Source organism: Pseudomonas sp. S31, from assembly GCF_016648105.1.
Taxonomy (GTDB): domain Bacteria; phylum Pseudomonadota; class Gammaproteobacteria; order Pseudomonadales; family Pseudomonadaceae; genus Aquipseudomonas.
This window is the reverse complement of record NZ_JACVVE010000049.1, coordinates 14029-34698: the sequence shown is the minus strand read 5'-3', so window position 1 is coordinate 34698 and position 20670 is coordinate 14029. Positions and strand designations below refer to the sequence as shown.

General features: G+C 65.4%; 17 protein-coding genes. 12 read left to right on the top strand and 5 right to left on the bottom strand.

The window, feature by feature from the left end; all coding sequences use genetic code 11:
- Positions 1 to 111: 111 nt before the first annotated feature.
- Genes rsmA through IAE37_RS25330 form a run of 4 tightly spaced genes read right to left on the bottom strand, consistent with a single transcriptional unit; the run spans position 112 to position 6002 of the window.
- Positions 112 to 912: a 16S rRNA (adenine(1518)-N(6)/adenine(1519)-N(6))-dimethyltransferase RsmA gene (gene rsmA / locus IAE37_RS25345; protein ID WP_201178170.1), complete on the bottom strand. Its 801-nt coding sequence runs from the start codon at positions 910 to 912 to the stop codon at positions 112 to 114.
- Complete coding sequence (gene pdxA / locus IAE37_RS25340) at positions 909 to 1898, bottom strand: 4-hydroxythreonine-4-phosphate dehydrogenase PdxA (protein WP_201178168.1); 990 nt, start codon at positions 1896 to 1898, stop codon at positions 909 to 911. The genes rsmA and pdxA overlap by 4 nt, the downstream gene beginning before the upstream one ends.
- Positions 1895 to 3214 carry a peptidylprolyl isomerase SurA gene (gene surA, locus IAE37_RS25335; RefSeq protein ID WP_201178166.1) on the bottom strand — a complete coding sequence of 440 codons (1320 nt, stop codon included), beginning with the start codon at positions 3212 to 3214 and terminating at the stop codon, positions 1895 to 1897. The genes pdxA and surA overlap by 4 nt, the downstream gene beginning before the upstream one ends.
- Complete coding sequence (locus IAE37_RS25330) at positions 3195 to 6002, bottom strand: LPS-assembly protein LptD (protein WP_201178164.1); 2808 nt, start codon at positions 6000 to 6002, stop codon at positions 3195 to 3197. Before IAE37_RS25330 ends, surA begins: the two co-directional genes overlap by 20 nt.
- 131 nt (positions 6003 to 6133) lie before the next feature.
- On the opposite strand from IAE37_RS25330, the gene IAE37_RS25325 reads away from it, so the two are divergent.
- The 3 genes from IAE37_RS25325 to IAE37_RS25315 are packed head-to-tail and all read left to right on the top strand — an operon-like array spanning position 6134 to position 8587.
- Positions 6134 to 7153: an aminoglycoside phosphotransferase family protein gene (locus tag IAE37_RS25325; RefSeq protein WP_201178162.1), complete on the top strand. Its 1020-nt coding sequence runs from the start codon at positions 6134 to 6136 to the stop codon at positions 7151 to 7153.
- Positions 7150 to 7821, top strand: a complete 672-nt coding sequence (gene murU, locus IAE37_RS25320; RefSeq protein WP_201178160.1) for an N-acetylmuramate alpha-1-phosphate uridylyltransferase MurU — start codon at positions 7150 to 7152, stop codon at positions 7819 to 7821. Before IAE37_RS25325 ends, murU begins: the two co-directional genes overlap by 4 nt.
- A gap of 1 nt (position 7822) precedes the next feature.
- Positions 7823 to 8587: a TerB family tellurite resistance protein gene (locus tag IAE37_RS25315; protein WP_201178158.1), complete on the top strand. Its 765-nt coding sequence runs from the start codon at positions 7823 to 7825 to the stop codon at positions 8585 to 8587.
- Between the two features lie 84 nt (positions 8588 to 8671).
- Here IAE37_RS25315 and IAE37_RS25310 read toward each other — a convergent pair whose 3' ends face one another.
- Positions 8672 to 9670 carry an alpha/beta hydrolase family protein gene (locus IAE37_RS25310; RefSeq protein ID WP_201178156.1) on the bottom strand — a complete coding sequence of 333 codons (999 nt, stop codon included), beginning with the start codon at positions 9668 to 9670 and terminating at the stop codon, positions 8672 to 8674.
- A gap of 95 nt (positions 9671 to 9765) precedes the next feature.
- Here IAE37_RS25310 and IAE37_RS25305 point away from each other — a divergent pair, with 95 nt between their 5' ends.
- The 9 genes from IAE37_RS25305 to trpE all read left to right on the top strand — a co-directional run bounded on the left by IAE37_RS25305 (position 9766) and on the right by trpE (position 20603).
- Positions 9766 to 12171, top strand: a complete 2406-nt coding sequence (locus IAE37_RS25305; protein WP_201178154.1) for a PAS domain-containing sensor histidine kinase — start codon at positions 9766 to 9768, stop codon at positions 12169 to 12171.
- On the top strand, positions 12168 to 12797 hold the full coding sequence (locus tag IAE37_RS25300; RefSeq protein WP_201178152.1) for a response regulator: 630 nt from the start codon (positions 12168 to 12170) through the stop codon (positions 12795 to 12797). Before IAE37_RS25305 ends, IAE37_RS25300 begins: the two co-directional genes overlap by 4 nt.
- Before the next feature lie 214 nt (positions 12798 to 13011).
- Entirely contained in the window at positions 13012 to 14136 is a 1125-nt protein-coding gene (locus IAE37_RS25295; protein WP_201178150.1) for an ABC transporter ATP-binding protein, read from the top strand.
- A 40-nt stretch (positions 14137 to 14176) separates the two neighbouring features.
- The gene (locus IAE37_RS25290) at positions 14177 to 15211 is read left to right on the top strand and encodes an ABC transporter substrate-binding protein (protein WP_201178148.1); all 1035 of its coding nucleotides are present in this window, start codon (positions 14177 to 14179) and stop codon (positions 15209 to 15211) included.
- 66 nt (positions 15212 to 15277) lie between these two features.
- On the top strand, positions 15278 to 16525 hold the full coding sequence (locus IAE37_RS25285; protein WP_201178146.1) for an ABC transporter permease: 1248 nt from the start codon (positions 15278 to 15280) through the stop codon (positions 16523 to 16525).
- 11 nt (positions 16526 to 16536) lie between these two features.
- Positions 16537 to 17364 carry an ABC transporter permease gene (locus tag IAE37_RS25280; RefSeq protein ID WP_201178144.1) on the top strand — a complete coding sequence of 276 codons (828 nt, stop codon included), beginning with the start codon at positions 16537 to 16539 and terminating at the stop codon, positions 17362 to 17364.
- A gap of 200 nt (positions 17365 to 17564) precedes the next feature.
- Complete coding sequence (rpe, locus tag IAE37_RS25275; RefSeq protein WP_201178142.1) at positions 17565 to 18239, top strand: ribulose-phosphate 3-epimerase; 675 nt, start codon at positions 17565 to 17567, stop codon at positions 18237 to 18239.
- Positions 18236 to 19054: a phosphoglycolate phosphatase gene (locus tag IAE37_RS25270; protein WP_201178140.1), complete on the top strand. Its 819-nt coding sequence runs from the start codon at positions 18236 to 18238 to the stop codon at positions 19052 to 19054. Before rpe ends, IAE37_RS25270 begins: the two co-directional genes overlap by 4 nt.
- A 70-nt stretch (positions 19055 to 19124) precedes the next feature.
- A complete protein-coding gene (trpE, locus tag IAE37_RS25265; RefSeq protein ID WP_201178138.1) occupies positions 19125 to 20603 on the top strand; it encodes an anthranilate synthase component I in 1479 nt (492 codons plus the stop codon).
- Positions 20604 to 20670: the final 67 nt, after the last annotated feature.

Below are 20670 nucleotides of genomic sequence, written 5' to 3'. Positions count from 1 at the left end.
GGCCGCGGGCCCACGGATCTGTGTCGCCAGTACCGGCCTCTTCGCGGGGCAAGCCCACACACGCAGGTGTAGGAGCGGGCTTGTCCCGCGAAGAGGCCGGTGCAGGTTGAATCAGCCTTGCTGATCGGCCAACTGGTCGGCCAGGCGCACGAAGGCCGCCAGGTCGAGCTGTTCCGGGCGCAGGCTGCCGTCCACGCCAGCGGCTTCGATGGCCTGGCTGTCGAGCAGGCCCTTGAGGGTGTTGCGCAGGGTCTTGCGGCGCTGGTTGAAGGCCTCGCGCACTACGCGCTCCAGCAGTGCCGGATCCTTGGCCGGATAGGGCAGCACTTCGTGCGGCACCAGGCGGACGATGGCCGAGTCGACCTTGGGCGGCGGGTTGAACGCGCCGGGGCCGACGTTGAACAGGTGTTCGACCCGGCAGTGGTATTGCACCATGATCGACAGGCGGCCCCAGTCGCCGCCGCCTGGGCCGGCGGCCATGCGCTCGACCACTTCCTTCTGCAGCATGAAGTGCATGTCGCGGATCAGGCCGGCATGGCTGAGCAGGTGGAAGATCAGCGGGGTCGAGATGTTGTAGGGCAGGTTCCCGACCACTTTCAGGCTGCGCGGTGGCACGCCCAGCTGGTTGAAGTCGAACTTCAGGGCGTCGCCCTGGTGCAGGCGGAAGTTGTCGCGCCCGGCGAACTTGTGCTGCAGGATCGGCACCAGGTCCTTGTCCAGCTCGACCACGTCCAGCTGCGCGCCGCTGCCCAGCAGGCCCTCGGTCAATGCGCCCTGGCCAGGGCCGATTTCCAGCAGGTGTTCGCCGGCCTTGGCATGGATCGCCCGCAGGATGCGGTCGATGATCCCTGCGTCGTGCAGGAAGTTCTGGCCGAAGCGCTTGCGCGCCCGGTGTTGGTAGTGCTCGTTCATGGTCGGTTCTCGGCCATCTGGTAGGCGGTTTGCAGGGCGACCCGCAGGCTGCCGGTGTCGACCTTGCCGGTGCCGGCCAGGTCCAGGGCGGTGCCATGATCGACCGAGGTGCGGATGATCGGCAGGCCCAGGGTCACGTTGACCGCCGCGCCGAAGCCTTTGTACTTGAGTACGGGCAGGCCCTGGTCGTGGTACATCGCCAGCACCGCGTCGCAGTGCTCCAGATATTTGGGGGTAAACAGGGTATCGGCCGGCAGCGGGCCACGCAGGTCCATGCCTTCGCTGCGCAAGCGGGCCAGTGTCGGTTCGATGATGTCGATTTCTTCGCGGCCAAGGTGGCCGCCTTCGCCGGCATGCGGGTTGAGCCCGCACACCAGGATGCGCGGGTTGGCGATGCCGAACTTGTCCTGCAGGTCGGCGTGCAGGATGCGCGTGACGCGCTCCACGCGCTCGACGCTGATGGCATCGGCGATGTCACGCAGTGGCAGGTGCGTGGTCACCAGCGCCACGCGCAGGCCGTGGGTGGCGAGCATCATCACCACCTGGGTGGTGTGGGTCAGGTCGGCGAGGAATTCGGTATGGCCGGAAAAGCCGATGCCGCTCTCGTTGATCACGCCTTTATGCACAGGCGCGGTGATCATCCCGGCGAACGCCCCGTCCAGGCAGCCGGTGCCGGCCCGGGTCAGGGTTTCCAGGACGAACGCGGCATTGGCCTTGTCCAGCTGCCCGGGCGTCACCGGGGCCGCCAGTGGCGTGTCCCACACGTAGAGGCTGCCGGCTGGTGCCGGGCGCTCTGGCCATTGGCCGGGCATGACCGGCACCAGGTCGACGGCCAGCCCCAACCGGGTGGCCCGCTCGGCGAGCAGGTCACGGCTGGTGATGGCGATCAGGGGGTGCGGCTGGGGCTCGGCGGCGAGCAGCAGGCAAAGGTCGGGGCCTATGCCGGCCGGCTCGCCGGGCGTGACGGCGAAGCGCAGGGGCTTCACTGGGCGGCCTGGTCGGCGCCAGGCAGCTTGATTTCAACGTAGGCTTCGTCGCGGATCTGGCGCAGCCAGGTCTGCAGCTCTTCGTCGTACTTGCGGTTGCGCAGCACGTTCAGTGCCTGTTGCTCGCGCGCCTGTTCGGTGCTGTCGGTGGCACGGCGGCCCAGCACTTCGAGGATGTGCCAGCCGTACTGGGTACGGAACGGCTTGGTTACCACGCCTTGCTGGGCGTTTGCCATCTGCTCGCGGAACTCCGGTACCAGGCTGTTCGGGTCGACCCAGTTGAGGTCGCCGCCGTTGAGCGCCGAACCCGGGTCTTCCGAGAAGCTCTTCGCCAGTTCAGCGAAGTCTTCGCCGTTCTGGATGCGGTCGTACAGGCGCTCGGCCAGTTGCTCGGTGGCCGCGTCGCTGCGGATCTCGCTTGGCTTGATCAGGATGTGGCGCACGTGGACTTCGTCGCGCAGCACGTTCTCGCTGCCACCGCGCTTCTCCTCGAGCTTGAGGATGATGAAGCCGTTGGGAATGCGGATCGGCTGGGTGATGTCACCGACGGCCATGCCGCTGAGCATCTTGGCGAAGTCAGGTGGCAGCTGGCCGGCTTTGCGCCAGCCCATCTCGCCGCCTTCAAGGGCGTTTTCGCTGGCCGAGTTGGCAATCGCCATCTGGCCGAAGTCGGCGCCCTGGCGCAGTTGCTGGTACACGTCGCCGACCTTGCGCGCAGCTTTCTGGATGTCGTCCGAGTTGGCGGCTTCCGGGGTCGGGATGAGGATGTTGGCCAGGCGGTAATCTTCCGACATCTGCATCTTGCCCAGGTCGGAGGCGAGGAAGTTCTTCACTTCCTGCTCCGACACCTGGATGCGCTCGGCCACGCGGCGCTGGCGCACGCGGCTGATGATCATCTCGCGCTTGACCTGGTCGCGGGCGTCGTCGAACGACAGGCCGTCGTGGGCCAGGGCGGCGCGGAACTGGTCCAGGGACATGCCGTTGCGCTGGGCAATGGTGCCGATGGCCTGGTTCAGTTCCTCGTCGGTGATGCGGATGCCGGAGCGCTCGCCGATCTGCAGCTGCAGGTTCTCGACGATCAGGCGTTCCAGGACCTGCTGCTCCAGCGCGCCGGACGGCGGCACGCCGCCGCCACGCTTGGCGATGGTCTGCTGGACCTCGCGCACGCGCTGGTCCAGCTGGCTTTGCATGACCACGTCGTTGTCGACGATGGCCACCACGCGGTCCAGGGGTTGCACCGCGGCATGCACCGCGCCACTCAGCAATGCAGCGCCCAACAGCAGTGGGCGCAGTCGATCAATAAGCTTGGTCTTCACGTGTACGGTAACCTTGAATGCCTTCGTCGAGGAAAGACTCGACCTTATTGCCTACGACACCGCCGAGGCCCTTGAGGACGATTTGCAGGAATACGCCGTGGTCGCCTTTTTCGTTCTGTGGCGCGGCTTGGCTGAAGTCGTCGTAGTCGAGCCAGTAACGGTTGATCAGGCGCAGTTTCCAGCAGCAGTTGTCGTACTCGAAACCGCCCATGGCTTCCAGGGTGCGGTTGCGGTTGTAGTCATGCTGCCAACGGGCGATCACGCTCCACTGCGGCACGATCGGCCAGATGACCGAGAAGTCGTGCTGCTGGATCTTGTAGTAGTCCTTGATGTAGTTCGCGGAACCTGGAGTGCCATAGTCGCCACCCTCGCCCCAGCGACCGGTCAGCGGGTCGTAACGAACGGTGTCGTTGCGATAGCGATAACCGACGTTGACGATCTTGTTCGGGTTCTCTTGCGGCTGGTAGTGGAACATCGCGCTACCCGAACGTGGTTTGCGAGCATCCGGGTCCCAGTTGTAGTCCGCGTTCAGGCGCCAGTCGCGGTTGAAGGCGAGCATGTACTCCAGCGCGTACGGCGATACGTCGGACTGCGAGCTGTCGCGGGTGCGCCAGTCGATGCCTGGCAGCTGGACCTTGCGATCCTTGAAGTACAGGGCCTGGCCGACGCTGATGCGCTGGCGCTCGAAGCCGTCGTCCTGGATCCAGCGGTTGGTCACGCCCAGCGACAGCTTGTTCTCGTCGCCGACGCGGTCGGAGCCGGAGAAGCGGTTTTCGCGGAACAGGGAACCGTAGTTGAAGTACGTCTCGCTGGTGTCGAAGACCGGGATGTCCTTCTGGTCCTCGTACGGCACGTAGAGGTAGAACAGGCGCGGTTCCAGGGTCTGGCGGTAGTTCTCGCCGAACCACTGGGTATTGCGGTCGAAGTACAGGCCGCTGTCGACGCTGAAGATCGGTACGCTACGGTCCTGGCTGCTGGAGAAGTCGCCTTGTAGGTCGCGAGTGGCGTCGCTGGCGCGAGCGAGGTCGTTCTTGCCCTTGCTGTCCAGGTCCAGGTCGTAGTGGGTGTACATGTAGGTCAGCTTCGGCTTGATGAAGCCATAGCTGGCTTCCATCGGCAGGCTGATGGCCGGGGCCACGTTCAGGCGGGTACCGTTGGCGCGTGCCAGGCCGAAGACATTCTGGTCCAGGCGGCGGCCGTCAGAGCCGGCGGTGGTATCCAGTTCGCCGTCTTCGTTGTAGACGGTGCCGCTCTTGAGGTCACGTTCGAAGCGTACGGCCTCGGTCTTGTAGCTGAAGTCGAAACCACCCGGGTGGTACGGCAGCATGCCATTGAGAGTGATCTGCGGCAGCTTGTCGTACGGGGTGATCTTCGAGATGGTGGTCATCTCGTAGGCATGCATGTTAAGGCGTGCGACGTAGTCATCGCCTCGGTAGGTCAACGCACCCTGCTGATTGATCGCATCACGGCTTTCGACGCCGATCTGGTCCGACTCCAGGTCCTGGAAGTAGAACGGATCGCTGATATCGGTGTAGTCAACCTCAGTCATCAGGCGCTCGTCCAAGCCACCTTTATGCTGCCAGTTGATCATCCAGCGCTGATCCTTGTAATCAGTCTGGTCCTTGCGATCGTCGTTCTTGTCGTTCAGGTACGCGCCGCCGAACTGGCCTTCGCTGGACTTGGTCAGGTAGCGGAACTCACCTTCCATCAGCAGGCCACGCTTGGTCATGTAGCGCGGGTACAGCGTGGCGTCGTAGTTCGGCGCCAGGTTGAAGTAGTACGGCGTGACCAGCATGAAGCCAGTGTCGCTGCTGGTACTGAACGACGGCGGCAGGAAGCCGGATTGGCGACGGTCATCGATCGGGAAGTAGATGTACGGTGTGTAGAACACCGGGAAATCCTTGACCCGCAGGGTGACGTTGGTCGCAGTACCGAAGCCGGTGGCCGGGTTCAGGGTGATGTTGTTGCCCTTCAGCTGCCAGGCGTTGCTGCCCGGTTCGCAGGTGGTGTACGTACCGTCCTTGAGGCGGATGATGGCGTTCTCGCCACGCTTGGCGTACAGGGCGTTGCCGCGGATGTGCGACTTGTGCATCACGTATTCGGCGTTGTCGACCTGGGCTTCGCCGGTGTCGAGCTGGATCTGTGCCTGGTCGCCGACGACCAGCGAGCCGTTGTCGCGGATCTTGACGTTGCCCTTGAGCTCGCCACGGTTCTCGGCCTGGTACAGGTTGGCCTCGTCGGCCTCGGCCTGCATGCTGCCCTGGCGCATCACCACGTCACCGGCGAGGGTGGCGATCTGCTGCTCCTGCTGGTACTTGGAGACCTTGGCGTTGATGTAGGTCGGCGACTCGTCCTTCGGCGTGGTGTCGGCCATGCCGGGGCGTGACGGCTCGATGTAGGCGCCGCCGCAATACGGGCCGGTCTCGGCCAGCTGAGCTGCGGTGAGCTTCTCACGCGGTACCCAGTCCAGGTGGCTGTAGTCCTCGCTGCGCGACTTCAGGCCACGGCCCTTGGCCTCGGTGACCAGCATCGGCTTGTTGGCGGGCTCGGCTTCGCTGGCCTCGGCCTCGGTGCCGGAGCTCAGCGCGGCGCCATCGTGCACAGGGCGCGGTGGCAGGTTGCTGGTAGGGGTCTTGGGCTTGCAGTCCCAACCACCGGAGGCGGACACTTGGCAGTCGAACTGCTCGGCAGCCACTACATACGAGGTGGCCAGAGGTTGCAGGGCCAGCAGACCGCCGGTGACCAGCAACGGAAACTTTCTACGAAACGCGGGGGATTTCAATGCCATCTTATTAGTCCGGGCTTCCTGCGTGCCATCTGCCCGCGTGTGGGGGCCGCACGCCTCTCGATGGTCTGAAAAAGATGCTGGATAATAAAGCATGACCCGCTTGACGGCTAGGGCCGTCGGAGACCCTTGTAATGCCTGAACACGATGTACGCCTGCAACAACTGACTGTCTGGCTCGCCGAACAGCTCGACAACCTGTACCGCGACAACGCCTGGGGCGAAGTGCCCGAAGGCCGCCTGACCGCCGCCAGCAGTGACGCGAGCTTCCGTCGCTACTTCCGCTGGCAGGGGGGCGAGCACAGCTTCGTGATCATGGATGCACCACCGCCCCAGGAAAACTGCCGACCTTTCGTCGATATCGATCACCTTCTGGCCAGCGCCGGTGTGCACGTGCCGGTCATCCATGCCCAGGACCTGGAACGCGGCTTCCTGCTGCTCGGCGACCTGGGCCACCAGACCTACCTGGACATCATCGATGCCGACAATGCCGACAGCCTGTTCGCCGATGCCATCGAAGCGCTGTTGAAATTTCAGCGCCTGCCGATGGACGCGCCGCTGCCGAGCTATGACGATGCGCTGTTGCGCCGCGAAGTCGAGCTGTTCCCGCAGTGGTATGTGGCCCGGGAACTGGGCCGCGAACTCACCCCGGCCCAGCAGGCGCGCTGGCAACGCGTCAGCCAGCTGCTGATCGACAGCGCCCTGGCCCAGCCCAAAGTGCTGGTGCACCGCGACTATATGCCGCGCAACCTGATGCAGAGCGCGCCAAATCCTGGCGTGCTGGATTTCCAGGACGCCGTCTACGGTCCGGTGACCTACGACATCACCTGCCTGTTCAAGGATGCCTTCCTGAGTTGGCCCCAGGCGCGTGTCGAGGGCTGGCTGCATGGCTACTGGGAGCAGGCCCGCGCTGCAGGCATTCCTGTTCAGGACGAATTCGAGGCGTTCCACCGCGCCAGCGACCTGATGGGTGTGCAGCGCCACCTCAAGGTAATCGGTATCTTCGCGCGCATTTGCCACCGCGATGGCAAGCCGCGCTACCTGGCGGACGTGCCGCGGTTCTTCGCCTATATAGATGAAGTGATCAGCCGTCGTACGGAGTTGGCCGAACTGGGCGAGTTGATTGCCGAACTGAAGGCTGAGGCGCGTCCATGAAGGCGATGATCCTGGCGGCAGGCAAAGGCGAACGGATGCGCCCGCTGACCCTGCATACGCCAAAACCGCTGCTGCCGGTCGCCGGCCAGCCATTGATCGAATACCACCTGCGGGCCCTGGCGGCGGCGGGCTTTACCGAAGTGGTGATCAACCACGCCTGGCTCGGCCAGCAGATCGAAGACCACCTGGGCGATGGCAGCCGCTTCGGCCTGAGCATCCGCTACTCGCCCGAAGGCGAGCCGCTGGAGACCGGCGGTGGAATCTTCAGGGCCCTGCCGTTGCTGGGCGAGGCGCCGTTCCTGTTGATCAACGGCGACGTCTGGACCGACTACGACCTTGCACGGCTGCGTACGCCGTTGCAGGGCCTGGCTCATCTGGTGCTGGTCGACAACCCTGGCCATCACGGGCGTGGCGACTTCCGCTTGCAAGGCAGTCAGGTGGTGGATGGCGACGACGCGCCAGGGACCCTGACCTTCAGTGGCCTGTCGGTGCTGCACCCGGCCTTGTTCGAGGGTTGCCGGCCCGGCGCCTTCAAGTTGGCGCCGCTGCTGCGCCAGGCCATGGCCGCGGGCCAGGTGAGTGGCGAGCACTACCAGGGCCGCTGGGTCGATGTCGGCACCCAGGAGCGTCTGGCCGAGGCCGAGCGCTTGATCGGCGAGCGCGCCTGACATGTGGTGGCCAGGCACGTTGATCGGGCTGGGTGCCGGGTTCGCCGTCGCCAGCATTCCCGGGGCGCTGCTGGGCGGCTTGCTCGGCCAGGCGATGGACCGACGCATCCGCGTGCAGGGCTGGGATGACATGCGCGAGCGGCTCGGCGGTCGCCCGGCCCTGCGTGACGAAGAACTGCTGTTCGTGCTGCTCGGGCGCCTGGCCAAGAGCGACGGGCGGGTGGCCGAGCAGCATATCCAGCAAGCCCGGCAGGAGATGCAGCGCCTGGACATGGCCGACGCGGCGCGCTTGCGGGCGATTGCCGCATTCAACCGGGGTAAGGCGGGCAAGGATCGCTTGGCCGGCCACCTACGGCGTATTCGACTACAGCCTCATGCCGCCGAAGGTACCTTGCGCGCCTGCTGGCGGATGGCCTGGGCCGATGGCAAGGCCGGCCAGCACGAGCGCGACCTGCTGCTGGACTGGGGGCATAAACTGGGTCTCAGCCGCCGCCAGGTGCAGGCGATGTCGCTGGAGTACGAGCCGCGCAAGGCGCCATCCAGCAGCGGCGTGATGACCTATGCAACGGCGCTGCGTCTGCTCGGGGTGGAGGCCGACACCGAAGGTGCTCGGGTCAAGCAGGCGTATCGACGGCTGGTGAGCCGGCATCACCCGGACAAGCTGGCCGGTACCGGCGCCAGCGAGGGGCAGGTGCGCGAAGCGACGGAGCGCACCCGTGAGCTCCACCAGGCCTACGCGCTGATCCGCAAGCGGCGGGGGCTGTAACGGCGCTTCCGCGGGCACCCTCCACATACGAACAGTTGTGCCAAACCTGTAGGAGCGGGTTTACCCGCGAAGCAGGCGCCGCAGTCACTCCTGCGGCAGCATCCATCCCCTGACCCGGCGGAACATCTGCTCCTGCTCGGCCGCCGGGTTGCCCGGCATGGCGATCAGCGACAGCTGCTTGTACTGGCTGTCCTTCTGCCGCTTGCTGGCCTGCAAGCGCAACTCGGCCGCCTTGCGGTCGGCACTGCGAGTCGCGAAGTAGAGATCGGCGGCCGGTACCTTGAGGGTCGGCGCCAGGGCCTCGAGGTCCTGTTCGACCCGGGCCGGGGTCTGCGCGGCCACCATCACCAGTTTCTGCACCTGGGGCGGGTGTTTCTCGCTCAGGTAGCGCGCGGCCCAGTAGGCGCCGCTGCCATGGCCGATCAACACGATGCTGCGCGAGTTGTGCTGCTGGGCATAGGCAACGGCGGCATCCAGGCGAGCGAAGATGCGCTCGGCATCGGCCTGGTCGTTGTGCTCGCTCGCCACCTCGGCATCGGTGCCTTCGGCGGTGTCGGCATCGGCGGCGGTCGCCTGGGCGACGTTGGCGTTGGCATCCTCAGGGGTGTCCTTGGCCGGGGCGCTTTCACCCTTGCCCGGTTCCGGCGTCGGCGCCGGCTTGGCCTCGACCCGGGCCTGCGGGCTGTCGGCCAGCAGGTCGGGCAGGCTGACGCTCAGGCTGTGCCAGCCGATGTCGGGGAACTTGCGCCGCAGCGGGCCGACGGCGTCGGGCCAGTCGGCGTTTTCGCCGGCACCGGGCACGATGATCACCGCACCCTGCGGGTCGGCGTCGTTGGCCGGTTTCCACAAGGCCAGGAAGCTCTCGGCTCCGGCCTGCAAGGTCTGCTGTTCGGCTTTCGGCACACGGGCTTCCAGGGCCAGGGCATCTTCCTGACTACGCTCCAGCAGGGGCGCGCGCGGTGCGGCGGCGGCGGGCGCCTTGGTCGCCGCCGGTGGTGGTTCGACATCGGCGGCCTGGGCCCCGAGCGGAAGGATCGAGGCCAGGCAGCACATTGCCAGCGTCGTGCGATAAAGTGTGGACATGAATCAACCCAAGGCCAGAATGATACCGGCAGCCTAATAGTATTTGCCCGCGACGGCCATGCTGCATGGCCGTCCTTGTCAGGACGAGCGTGTAGATGAAGCGAGTGCGTCGCCTGTTGGTTATCGGCTGTTTGTGGCTGCCCTTGATCGCCTGGGCAAAGCCCGAGGTGGCCCCTGCCGTGGTGCTCGGGCCTGCGCAGCAGCAATGGCTCGATGCTCATCGCAGCCTGCGCGTCGGCGTGGTGCTGCAGGCGCCGTATGCCCAGTTCGACCGGCGCCTGCAGCAGCTCTACGGGGCCAATGTGGAGCTGGTCAACGGGCTCGCCCAAACGCTGCGGCTGGACCTCACCTGGCGCAACTTCGCCGACCAGGCGAGCCTCGAGCATGCCCTCCTGGCCGGCGAGATCGACTTTGCCCCAGGCCTGACCCAGACGCCCGCCAGCCTGCGCCTGTGGTCGTTCAGCGACCCCTACATGCGTGTACCGCAGTTGCTGGTGGGGCTGCGTGGCAACAGCCAGACGGCCGTGGAGCTGGAAAAACTCGCTGCCCAGCAGCGGGTGGCGGTGCGCATGCCGGGCGCCTTGGCCGACTACCTGCGCGGTACCTACGCCAACCTCGACCTGCAGGGCGTGCCCGACGAGCGCGAGGCGTTGCAGCAGGTGGTCGCCGGCCAGGCCAGCTATGCGGTGCTCGACGAAGCCCAGTTCAGTCGCCTGTCCCGCGAGAGCGAATTCGGTGAGTTGGCCGTGGTCGGCGATGTCGGCTTGCCGCAGTTGCTGCGAGTGGGGTCGCGGCGCGACTGGCCGCTGCTGGCCGAAGTGCTGGAGAAGGGCTTGCAGGCCATGCCGGCCCGGGCCCTGGAGCAATTGCACGGGCGCTGGTTGCAGCCCCGCTACCCGCGCTTGAGCGAGTCGCCGGGGTTCTGGCAGAACCTGGCTTGTCTGTTCGGCATGTTGCTGTTGTGCGCTGTCGCCACGCTGGCCTGGCAGCGCCGCCAGCAGCTGCGCCTGGAGCGCGACCTGCTGGCGGCGCGCGAGCATCTGGCCGAGCGCCAGGTGCGCGAAGAGGCGTTGCGCCTGAGCCAGTTCGCCAGCGACCAGAGCACGGTGGGCATTCTTTGGGTCAACTGGGACAGCCACGTGCGCTACGCCAACCATGCCGTCCAGCACATGCTGGGGTATGCCGAGGACGCACTGCTGGAGCGCCCGCTGGTGGACATCGAGCCGCAGCTGAGCATGGACCGTTGGCTGGAGCTGTGGAATGGCGCGCGGGCTGGCGATGCTACCCTGGCCGAGTTCGACACCCACTGCCTGCGCGTCGATGGCACACTCATGCCGGTGGCCTTGTCGCTGAGCTTCCTGCGTTTTCGCGATGCCGAATACCTGGTGGTGTACCTCGCCGACGTCACCGAGCGGCAACGGGCACTGGCCGCATTACGCGAGAGCGAGGCGCGGCTCAAGGGCATCGCCGGCAACGTTCCTGGCCTGGTGTTCCGGCTGGAGCGCAACCCCGCCGAAGGCGACCTGGAGTTCCCCTACATCAGCGAGGGCAGCGAGGCACTGGTCGGCTACCTGCCCAGCGAGATCCAGGATCCGCAGATGGGCTTGCGCAACCTGGTCCACCCCGACGACCGTGCCGACTACCATCGGGTCCAGGACCTGGCGCTGGCCAGCGACCAGGACTGGTCCTGGCAGGGGCGCATCCTGACCCGCCAGGGCGAACAGCGCTGGGCTGACATCAAGGCCAGTACGCGGCGCCTGGCCAATGGCCGGGTGGTCTGGGATGGCATTGTCTGGGACATCACCCAGGGCAAGCGCGCGGAGCTGGAACTGGCGCGCTCACAGGAGCAATTGCGTGAACTGTCGGCGCACCTGGAAAGCGTGCGAGAGGAAGAAAAGGCGCGCATCGCCCGCGAAGTGCATGATGAACTGGGGCAGATGCTCACGGTGCTCAAGCTCGAGGTATCGATGTGCGAGCTGGCCTACGCCGAGCTGGACCCAGGCCTGGGCGAACGCATGGCGAGCATGAAGCGGCTGATTGCGCAGTTGTTCCAGCTGGCGCGCGACGTGGCCAGTGCGTTGCGCCCGCCGATCCTCGACGCCGGCATCGCCTCGGCCATCGAGTGGCAGGCGAGGCGCTTCGAGGGGCGTACGCAGATCCCCTGCCTGGTGCAGGTACCGGATAATCTGCCAGCATTGAGCGATGCCAAGGCCACCGGGCTGTTCCGCATCCTCCAGGAGGCGCTGACCAACGTCATGCGCCACGCCCAGGCCCACAGCGTCGAGATCGAGCTGGTGCGCGAACGCGGGCAACTGCGCATGACGGTCAGCGACGATGGCGTCGGCTTCTGCCGTGAGCAGGCCCGTCCTTCGTCATTCGGCCTGGTGGGGGTGCGCGAGCGGGTGCTGATGCTCGGTGGCAGCATGGCGTTGAGCAGCGAGCCGGGCGAGGGCACCAGCCTGAGCGTGACGATTCCGTTGGAAACAGGAGAGCGAGCGTGATTCGAGTGCTGGTGGCCGAAGACCACACCATTGTCCGTGAAGGCATCAAGCAATTGATCGGCCTGGCCAAGGACATGCAAGTGGCCGGCGAGGCGGGCAATGGCGAGCAACTGCTGGAAACCCTGCGGCACACGCCGTGCGAGGTGGTATTGCTGGATATCTCGATGCCGGGCGTCAGTGGCTTGGAGGCGATTCCGCGGATTCGCGCCCTGGCCGATGCACCGGCGATCCTGATGCTGTCGATGCACGACGAGGCGCAGATGGCCGCACGCGCGCTCAAGGCCGGTGCCGCCGGCTATGCCACCAAGGATAGCGACCCGGCGCTGCTGCTCACCGCCATTCGCCGAGTAGCCGGTGGCGGGCGCTACATCGACCCGGCGCTGGCCGACCGCATGGTCTTCGAGGTGGGCCTGACCGAGACGCGGCCGCTGCATACGCTGTTGTCGGAGCGCGAGTTCTCGGTGTTCGAGCGCCTGGCCCAGGGCGCCAACGTCAACGACATCGCCCAGCAGCTGGCGCTGTCGAGCAAGACCATCAGCACGCACAAGGCGCGGCTGATGCAGAAGCTGCGGGTCAACTCGCTGGCCGAGCTGGTGAAGTACGCCATGGAGCACAAGCTGGTCTGATTGTTCTGATTGCGACAGCTGCGGTATCCGATATGGCGGTGAACCCTGTGGGAGCGGGCTTTGTGTCTGTCCTGAATACGTCGGTCTTGTAGGGCGATCCCTACACCCAATCTTCCATCCGGATGATGACATTCTCTCAGTCACCCCGATTTCCGGGCGCTTTGGCCTCTTCTACGCTGTAACCCACGCAGTCTTCCAATAAAAAGGTGCAGGCATGAGCGAGGCGAATTCGAACGCGGCCAGCGGCGAGACCCTGGTCAGCTTCCGGGGTGTGCAGAAGAGCTACGATGGCGAGTCGCTGATCGTCAAGGATCTCAACCTGGACATCCGCAAGGGTGAATTCCTGACCTTGCTCGGACCTTCCGGCTCGGGCAAGACCACTAGCCTGATGATGCTCGCCGGCTTCGAGACGCCTACCGCCGGTGAAATCCAGCTGGCCGGCCGCTCGATCAACAACGTGCCGCCGCACAAGCGGGATATCGGCATGGTGTTCCAGAACTACGCCTTGTTCCCACACATGACCGTGGCCGAGAACCTGGCCTTTCCCTTGAGCGTGCGCAACCTGAGCAAGACCGACATCAGTGAGCGGGTCAAGCGCGTGCTCGGCATGGTCCAGCTCGATGCCTTCGCCAAGCGCTATCCCGGCCAGCTCTCCGGCGGCCAGCAGCAGCGCGTGGCCCTGGCCCGGGCGCTGGTCTTCGAGCCACAGCTGGTGCTGATGGACGAGCCACTCGGCGCTCTCGACAAGCAGCTGCGCGAACACATGCAGATGGAGATCAAGCACATCCACCAGCGCCTGGGCGTGACCGTGGTCTATGTGACCCACGACCAGGGCGAGGCCCTGACCATGTCTGACCGGGTGGCGGTGTTCCACCAGGGCCAGATCCAGCAGATCGCCGACCCGCGCACGCTCTACGAGCAACCCTGCAATACCTTCGTCGCCAACTTCATCGGTGAGAACAACCGCATCAACGGCATCCTCCTGGGCAGCGACGGCGGACGCTGTCAGGTCCAGCTGGCGCGTGGGGAGCGCGTCGAGGCGCTGGCGGTGAATGTCGGTCAGGCGGGCGAGCCGGTGACGCTGTCGATTCGCCCCGAGCGCGTGCGCCTCAACGGCCACAGCGAGCGTTGCGTCAATCGCTTCTCTGGCCGGGTCGCCGAGTTCATCTACCTGGGCGACCACGTGCGGGTGCGCCTGGAGGTATGCGGCAAGGCCGACTTCTTCGTCAAGCAGCCGATCGCCGAGCTCGACCCGGCTCTGGCCGTGGGCGATGTAGTGCCGCTGGGCTGGGAGGTCGAGCACGCCCGCGCGCTCGACCCGCTTACCGAAGGCCACTGATGGATCGCTTCACCAACCCTGTACTGTGGAGAGAACAATAATGCACAAGCAGTTGAAGATGACCGCCCTGGCCCTGGGGCTGTGTATCGCCGGTCAAGCCCTGGCGGCGGACCTCACCGTGGTGTCCTTCGGCGGTGCCAACAAGGCGGCCCAGGTCAAGGCGTTCTACGAACCGTGGGAGAAGGCCGGCAAGGGCAAGATCATCGCCGGGGAGTACAACGGTGAAATGGCCAAGGTCAAGGCGATGGTCGACACCAACAGCGTGTCCTGGAACCTGGTGGAGGTCGAGTCGCCGGAGTTGGCCCGGGGCTGTGACGAAGGCATGTTCGAGGAACTCGACCCAGCGCTGTTCGGCAACGAGGCCGACTACGTCAAGGGGGCGATCCAGCCCTGTGGCGTGGGCTTCTTCGTCTGGTCGACGGTGCTGGCGTACAACGCCGACAAGCTCAAGACCGCGCCTACCAGCTGGGCCGATTTCTGGGACACCAAGAAATTCCCGGGCAAGCGCGGCCTGCGCAAGGGCGCCAAGTACACCCTCGAATTCGCCCTGATGGCCGACGGGGTGGCGCCCAAGGACGTTTATCAGGTACTGGCCACCAAGGAAGGCGTGGACCGCGCCTTCAAGAAACTCGACGAACTCAAGCCGAGTATCCAGTGGTGGGAAGCCGGTGCCCAGCCACCGCAGTACCTGGCCTCGGGTGACGTGGTCATGAGCTCGGCCTACAACGGCCGCATTGCCGCGGTGCAGAAAGAAAGCAACCTCAAGGTGGTGTGGAACGGCGGCATCTACGACTTCGACGCCTGGGCCATTCCGAAAGGCGCCAAGGATGTTGAACAGGCCAAGCAGTTCATCGCCTTCAGCGTGCAGCCCGAGCAGCAGAAGACCTATTCCGAGAACATCGCCTACGGCCCGGCCAACGCCAAGGCAGTCGCCCTGCTCTCGGACGAAGTGAAGAAGGACATGCCGACCACGCCTGAGAACATCGCCAACCAGGTGCAGATCGACGTCGCCTTCTGGGCCGACAACAGCGAGCAGCTGGAGCAACGCTTCAACGCCTGGGCGGCGAAGAAGTAAGGCGTCTAGTCGGAGCGCCGGTCAGACGGCCGGCGCTCCCCGTCACCCTGTTTCCCGGAGTTCGCCATGGCCATTGCAGTGCCCCTCAACGAAGGCGCGGGTCCCAGCCTCAAGCAGCGCCTCAAGCACGCCGAGCGGGTCAACCGCTGGAAGGCGCAGGCATTGATCGCGCCGCTGGCGCTGTTTCTCCTGTTGGTGTTCCTGGTGCCGATCGCCGCGCTTTTGTACAAGAGTGTCGGCAACCCCGAGGTGGTCGCCGGCCTGCCGCGCACCGTCGAGGTGGTCGCGCAATGGGATGGCAAAGGCCTGCCCGATGAGGCCGCCTACCTGGCGCTGGGCCAGGACCTGGCCGAGTCGCGCAAGAAGCAGACCTTGGGCGATCTCTCCAAGCGCCTGAACATGGAGCTGGCCGGCTACCGCAGCCTGCTGGCCAAGACCGCGCGGGCGCTGCCGTTCAAGAGCGAGCCCGGCTCCTACAAGGATGCCTTGCAGGCCCTCGACGAGCGTTGGGGCGACCCAGCCTACTGGCAGGCGATCCGCCGCAATACCAGTAGCGTGACCTCGTTCTACCTGCTGGCTGCGCTCGATCACCGTATCGACGACCTGGGCGAACTGGCCAAAGCCACCCCCGACCAGGCCATCTACCTGGATATCTTCGCCCGCACCCTGTGGATGGGCGTGGTGATCACCGCCATCTGCCTCGTGCTGGCCTACCCCCTGGCCTACTTGCTGGCCAACTTGCCGACTCGACAGAGCAACCTGTTGATGATCCTCGTGCTGTTGCCGTTCTGGACGTCGATCCTGGTCCGCGTGGCGGCGTGGATCGTGCTGCTGCAGTCGGGGGGGCTGATCAATAGCGCGCTGATGGCGATGGGCATCATCGACCAACCGCTGGAACTGGTGTTCAACCGCACGGGGGTGTACATCTCGATGGTGCACATTCTGCTGCCGTTCATGATCCTGCCGTTGTACAGCGTGATGAAGGGCATTTCGCCCAGCTACATGCGCGCGGCGATCTCGCTGGGCTGCCATCCGTTCGCCAGCTTCTGGCGGGTGTACTTCCCGCAGACCTACGCTGGCGTCGGTGCCGGTTGCCTGCTGGTGTTCATCCTGGCCATCGGCTACTACATCACCCCTGCATTGTTGGGCAGCCCGAACGACCAGATGGTCAGCTACTTCGTCGCCTTCTATACCAACACCAGCATCAACTGGGGCATGGCCACCGCGCTGGGCGGCCTGTTGCTGCTGGCCACCGTGCTGCTGTACCTGATCTATAGCTGGCTGGTCGGCGCCAGCCGCCTGCGCCTGAGCTGAGGAGCGTCGTCATGCTGAGCCCCTACATGTCGCCCGTGGAACGGGTCTGGTTCTACAGCCTGCGTATCCTCTGCGGCCTGATCCTGCTGTTCCTGGTATTGCCGGTGCTGGTCATCGTACCGCTGTCGTTCAACAGCGGCAGCTTCCTGGTGTACCCGCTGCAGGGCTTTTCGCTGCAGTGGTACCACGACTTCTTCGCCTCGGCCGAGTGGATGCGGGCGTTGAAGAACAGCATCATCGTCGCCCCGGCGGCCACGGCGCTGGCCATGGTGTTCGGCACCCTGGCGGCCATCGGCCTGACCCGTGGCGACTTCCCCGGCAAGTCGCTGGTGATGGCGCTGGTGATTTCGCCGATGGTGGTGCCGGTGGTGATCATCGGCGTCGCCAGCTACCTGTTCTTCGCCCCGCTGGGCCTGGGCAACAGCTTCATCTCGCTGATCCTGGTGCATGCGGTGCTGGGCGTGCCGTTCGTCATCATCACCGTATCGGCGACCCTGCAGGGCTTCAACTACAACCTGGTGCGCGCGGCTGCCAGCCTGGGGGCCTCGCCGCTGCTGACCTTCCGCCGGGTGACCTTGCCGCTGATCGCGCCGGGGGTGATTTCCGGCGCGCTGTTCGCCTTCGCCACGTCGTTCGACGAGGTGGTGGTGACGCTGTTCCTGGCCGGGCCCGAGCAGGCGACCCTGCCGCGGCAGATGTTCAGCGGTATTCGCGAGAACCTGAGCCCGACGATTGCAGCGGCGGCGACCTTGCTGATCGCCTTCTCGGTGGTGTTGCTGCTGACCCTGGAGTGGCTGCGTGGGCGTAGCGAGAAGCTGCGGACCCAGCAGCCGGGGTGATCATTTATTGTTTGTGCCGGCGCCTTCGCGGGTAAACCCGCTCCTACAGGGACGGCGACGATCCTGTAGGAGCGGCTTTAGCCGCGAAGAGGCCGGCACGGGTTGAAACAACTGGTCGACACCCGTTGATGCCAATCAGCCCTGATGGGCTTGCCTGGGTTACAATGCGCGCCACCGTGATTCTGCCCAACAGGTGCGCCATGCAGCCCTACGCTATTGCTCCCTCCATTCTCTCCGCCGATTTCGCCCGTCTGGGCGAGGACGTCGACAAGGTGCTGGCCGCCGGCGCCGACATCGTGCACTTCGATGTGATGGACAACCACTACGTGCCCAACCTGACCATCGGCCCGATGGTCTGCACCGCGCTGCGCAAGTACGGCGTGAGAGCGCCGATCGACGTGCACCTGATGGTCAGCCCGGTCGACCGCATCATCGGCGACTTCATCGAAGCCGGCGCCACCTACATCACCTTCCACCCGGAAGCCTCGCAGCACATCGACCGTTCGCTGCAGCTGATTCGCGACGGCGGCTGCAAGGCCGGCCTGGTGTTCAACCCGGCCACCAGCCTGGACGCGCTGAAATACGTGATGGACAAGGTCGATATGGTCCTGCTGATGAGCGTCAACCCAGGCTTCGGCGGGCAGAAGTTCATCCCCGGCACCCTCGACAAGCTGCGTGAGGCCCGCGCCCTGATCGACGCCAGCGGCCGCGATATCCGTCTGGAGATCGACGGCGGCGTCAACGTCAACAACATCCGTGAGATCGCCGCCGCTGGCGCCGACACCTTCGTTGCCGGGTCCGCCATCTTCAATGCGCCCGACTACCAGGAAGTCATCGCCAAGATGCGCGCCGAACTGGCCCAGGCCCGCCCATGAGCGGCTTCGAGCAGCTGTTCCCGGGGACGCTGCCCAGGCTGGTGATGTTCGATCTGGACGGTACCCTGATCGACTCGGTACCGGACCTGGCCGCCGCCGTGGACCGCATGCTGCTCGAACTGGGGCGCCCGCCCGCTGGTCTTGCGGCTGTGCGCCACTGGGTCGGCAACGGCGCGCAGGTCCTGGTACGCCGGGCCCTGGCCGGTGGCATCGAACACGACAGCGTCGACGATGCCCTGGCCGAACGTGGCCTGGCGCTGTTCATGGAGGCCTACGCCGAGAGCCATGAGCTGACCGTGGTCTACCCCGGTGTCCAGGACACCCTGGCGTGGCTGCGCAAGCAGGGCGTGGAGATGGCCCTGATCACCAACAAGCCCGAGCGCTTCGTCGGCCCGCTGCTCGACCAGATGAAGCTTGGCCGCTATTTCCGTTGGATCATCGGTGGCGACACGCTGCCACAGAAAAAACCCGACCCGGCCGCGCTGCTGTTCGTCATGCAGATGGCCGGCGTCAGCCCGGGGCAATCGCTGTTCGTCGGCGATTCGCGCAGCGATGTACTGGCCGCCAAGGCTGCGGGGGTGCAGTGCGTGGGCCTGAGCTATGGCTACAACCATGGCCGGCCGATCGTCGATGAAGCGCCGAACCTGGTGGTCGATGACCTGCGGGCGTTGCTGCCTGGTTGCTTAGATGCGGCCACTGGGATAACGTTGGCGGATCTTCAAGCCTCACAAGACAGAGAGTCCACCGTGGCGGTAACTGGCAAGTTTTGGATGAAAGTCATCAAGGCCCTGGCCCGTTGGCGCTGGCGCGCCTGACTTTTGCCCGCCGGCGCCTGCCGGCCCGTCCGCTTGCCCGACTCTATTGCTGCTTGCCACGAGGCTACCCATGACCCGCGAAGAATTCCTGCGCCTGGCCGCTGCCGGCTACAACCGCATTCCCCTGGCCTGTGAAACCCTGGCCGACTTCGATACGCCGCTGTCGATCTACCTGAAACTGGCCGACCAGGCCAACTCCTACCTGCTCGAGTCCGTCCAGGGCGGCGAGAAGTGGGGGCGCTACTCGATGATCGGCCTGCCGTCGCGCACCGTGATGCGTGTGCACGGCTACCACGTCAGCATCCTCGAGGATGGCGTCGAGGTAGAAAGCCATGATGTCGAAGACCCGCTCGCCTTCGTCGAGGCCTTCAAGGACCGCTACAAGGTCGCCGACATCCCGGGCCTGCCACGTTTCAACGGCGGCCTGGTCGGCTACTTCGGCTACGACTGCGTTCGCTACGTGGAAAAACGCCTGGGTGCCAGCCCCAACCCGGACCCGTTGGGCGTGCCGGACATCCTGCTGATGGTCTCCGACGCCGTGGTGGTGTTCGACAACCTGGCCGGCAAGATGCACGCCATCGTCCTGGTCGACCCGGCCCAGGAGCAGGCCTTCGAGCAGGGCCAGGCGCGCCTGCAGGGCCTGCTGGAAAAACTCCGCCAGCCGATCACCCCGCGCCGTGGTCTGGACCTCAGCGGGCCGATGGCCGCCGAGCCGGAATTCCGCTCCAGCTACACCCGCGACGACTACGAGAACGCGGTGGGCCGGATCAAGGAATACATCCTCGCTGGCGACTGCATGCAGGTGGTGCCGTCGCAACGCATGTCGATCGACTTCAAGGCCGCGCCCATCGACCTGTACCGGGCGCTGCGCTGCTTCAACCCGACGCCTTACATGTACTTCTTCAACTTCGGCGATTTCCATGTGGTCGGCAGCTCGCCCGAGGTACTGGTGCGCGTCGAGGACAACCTGGTCACCGTGCGCCCGATCGCCGGCACCCGCCCACGCGGGGCCAACGAAGAGGCCGACCGTGCGCTGGAAGACGACCTGCTGTCGGACGAGAAGGAAATCGCCGAGCACCTGATGCTGATCGACCTGGGCCGCAACGACGTCGGCCGGGTCTCGTCCACCGGCAGCGTGCGCCTGACTGAAAAGATGGTCATCGAGCGTTATTCGAACGTGATGCACATCGTCTCGAACGTCACAGGCCACCTGCGCGAAGGCCTCACTGCCATGGACGCCCTGCGGGCGATCCTGCCGGCGGGCACCCTGTCGGGGGCTCCGAAGATCCGCGCCATGGAAATCATCGACGAACTCGAGCCGGTCAAGCGCGGCGTGTATGGCGGTGCGGTCGGTTATTTCGCCTGGAACGGCAACATGGACACGGCGATCGCCATTCGTACCGCGGTGATCAAGGACGGCGAACTGCACGTGCAGGCCGGTGGCGGCATCGTCGCCGACTCGGTACCTGCGCTGGAGTGGGAAGAGACCATCAACAAACGTCGGGCGATGTTCCGGGCAGTGGCCCTGGCTGAGCAGACCTCCAGGTAAGCCCTGCTTCATGGGGCCTGAAGCGGCCCCTGCATCTGATGAGTAGCGACGCATTGTCTGCGCCGCC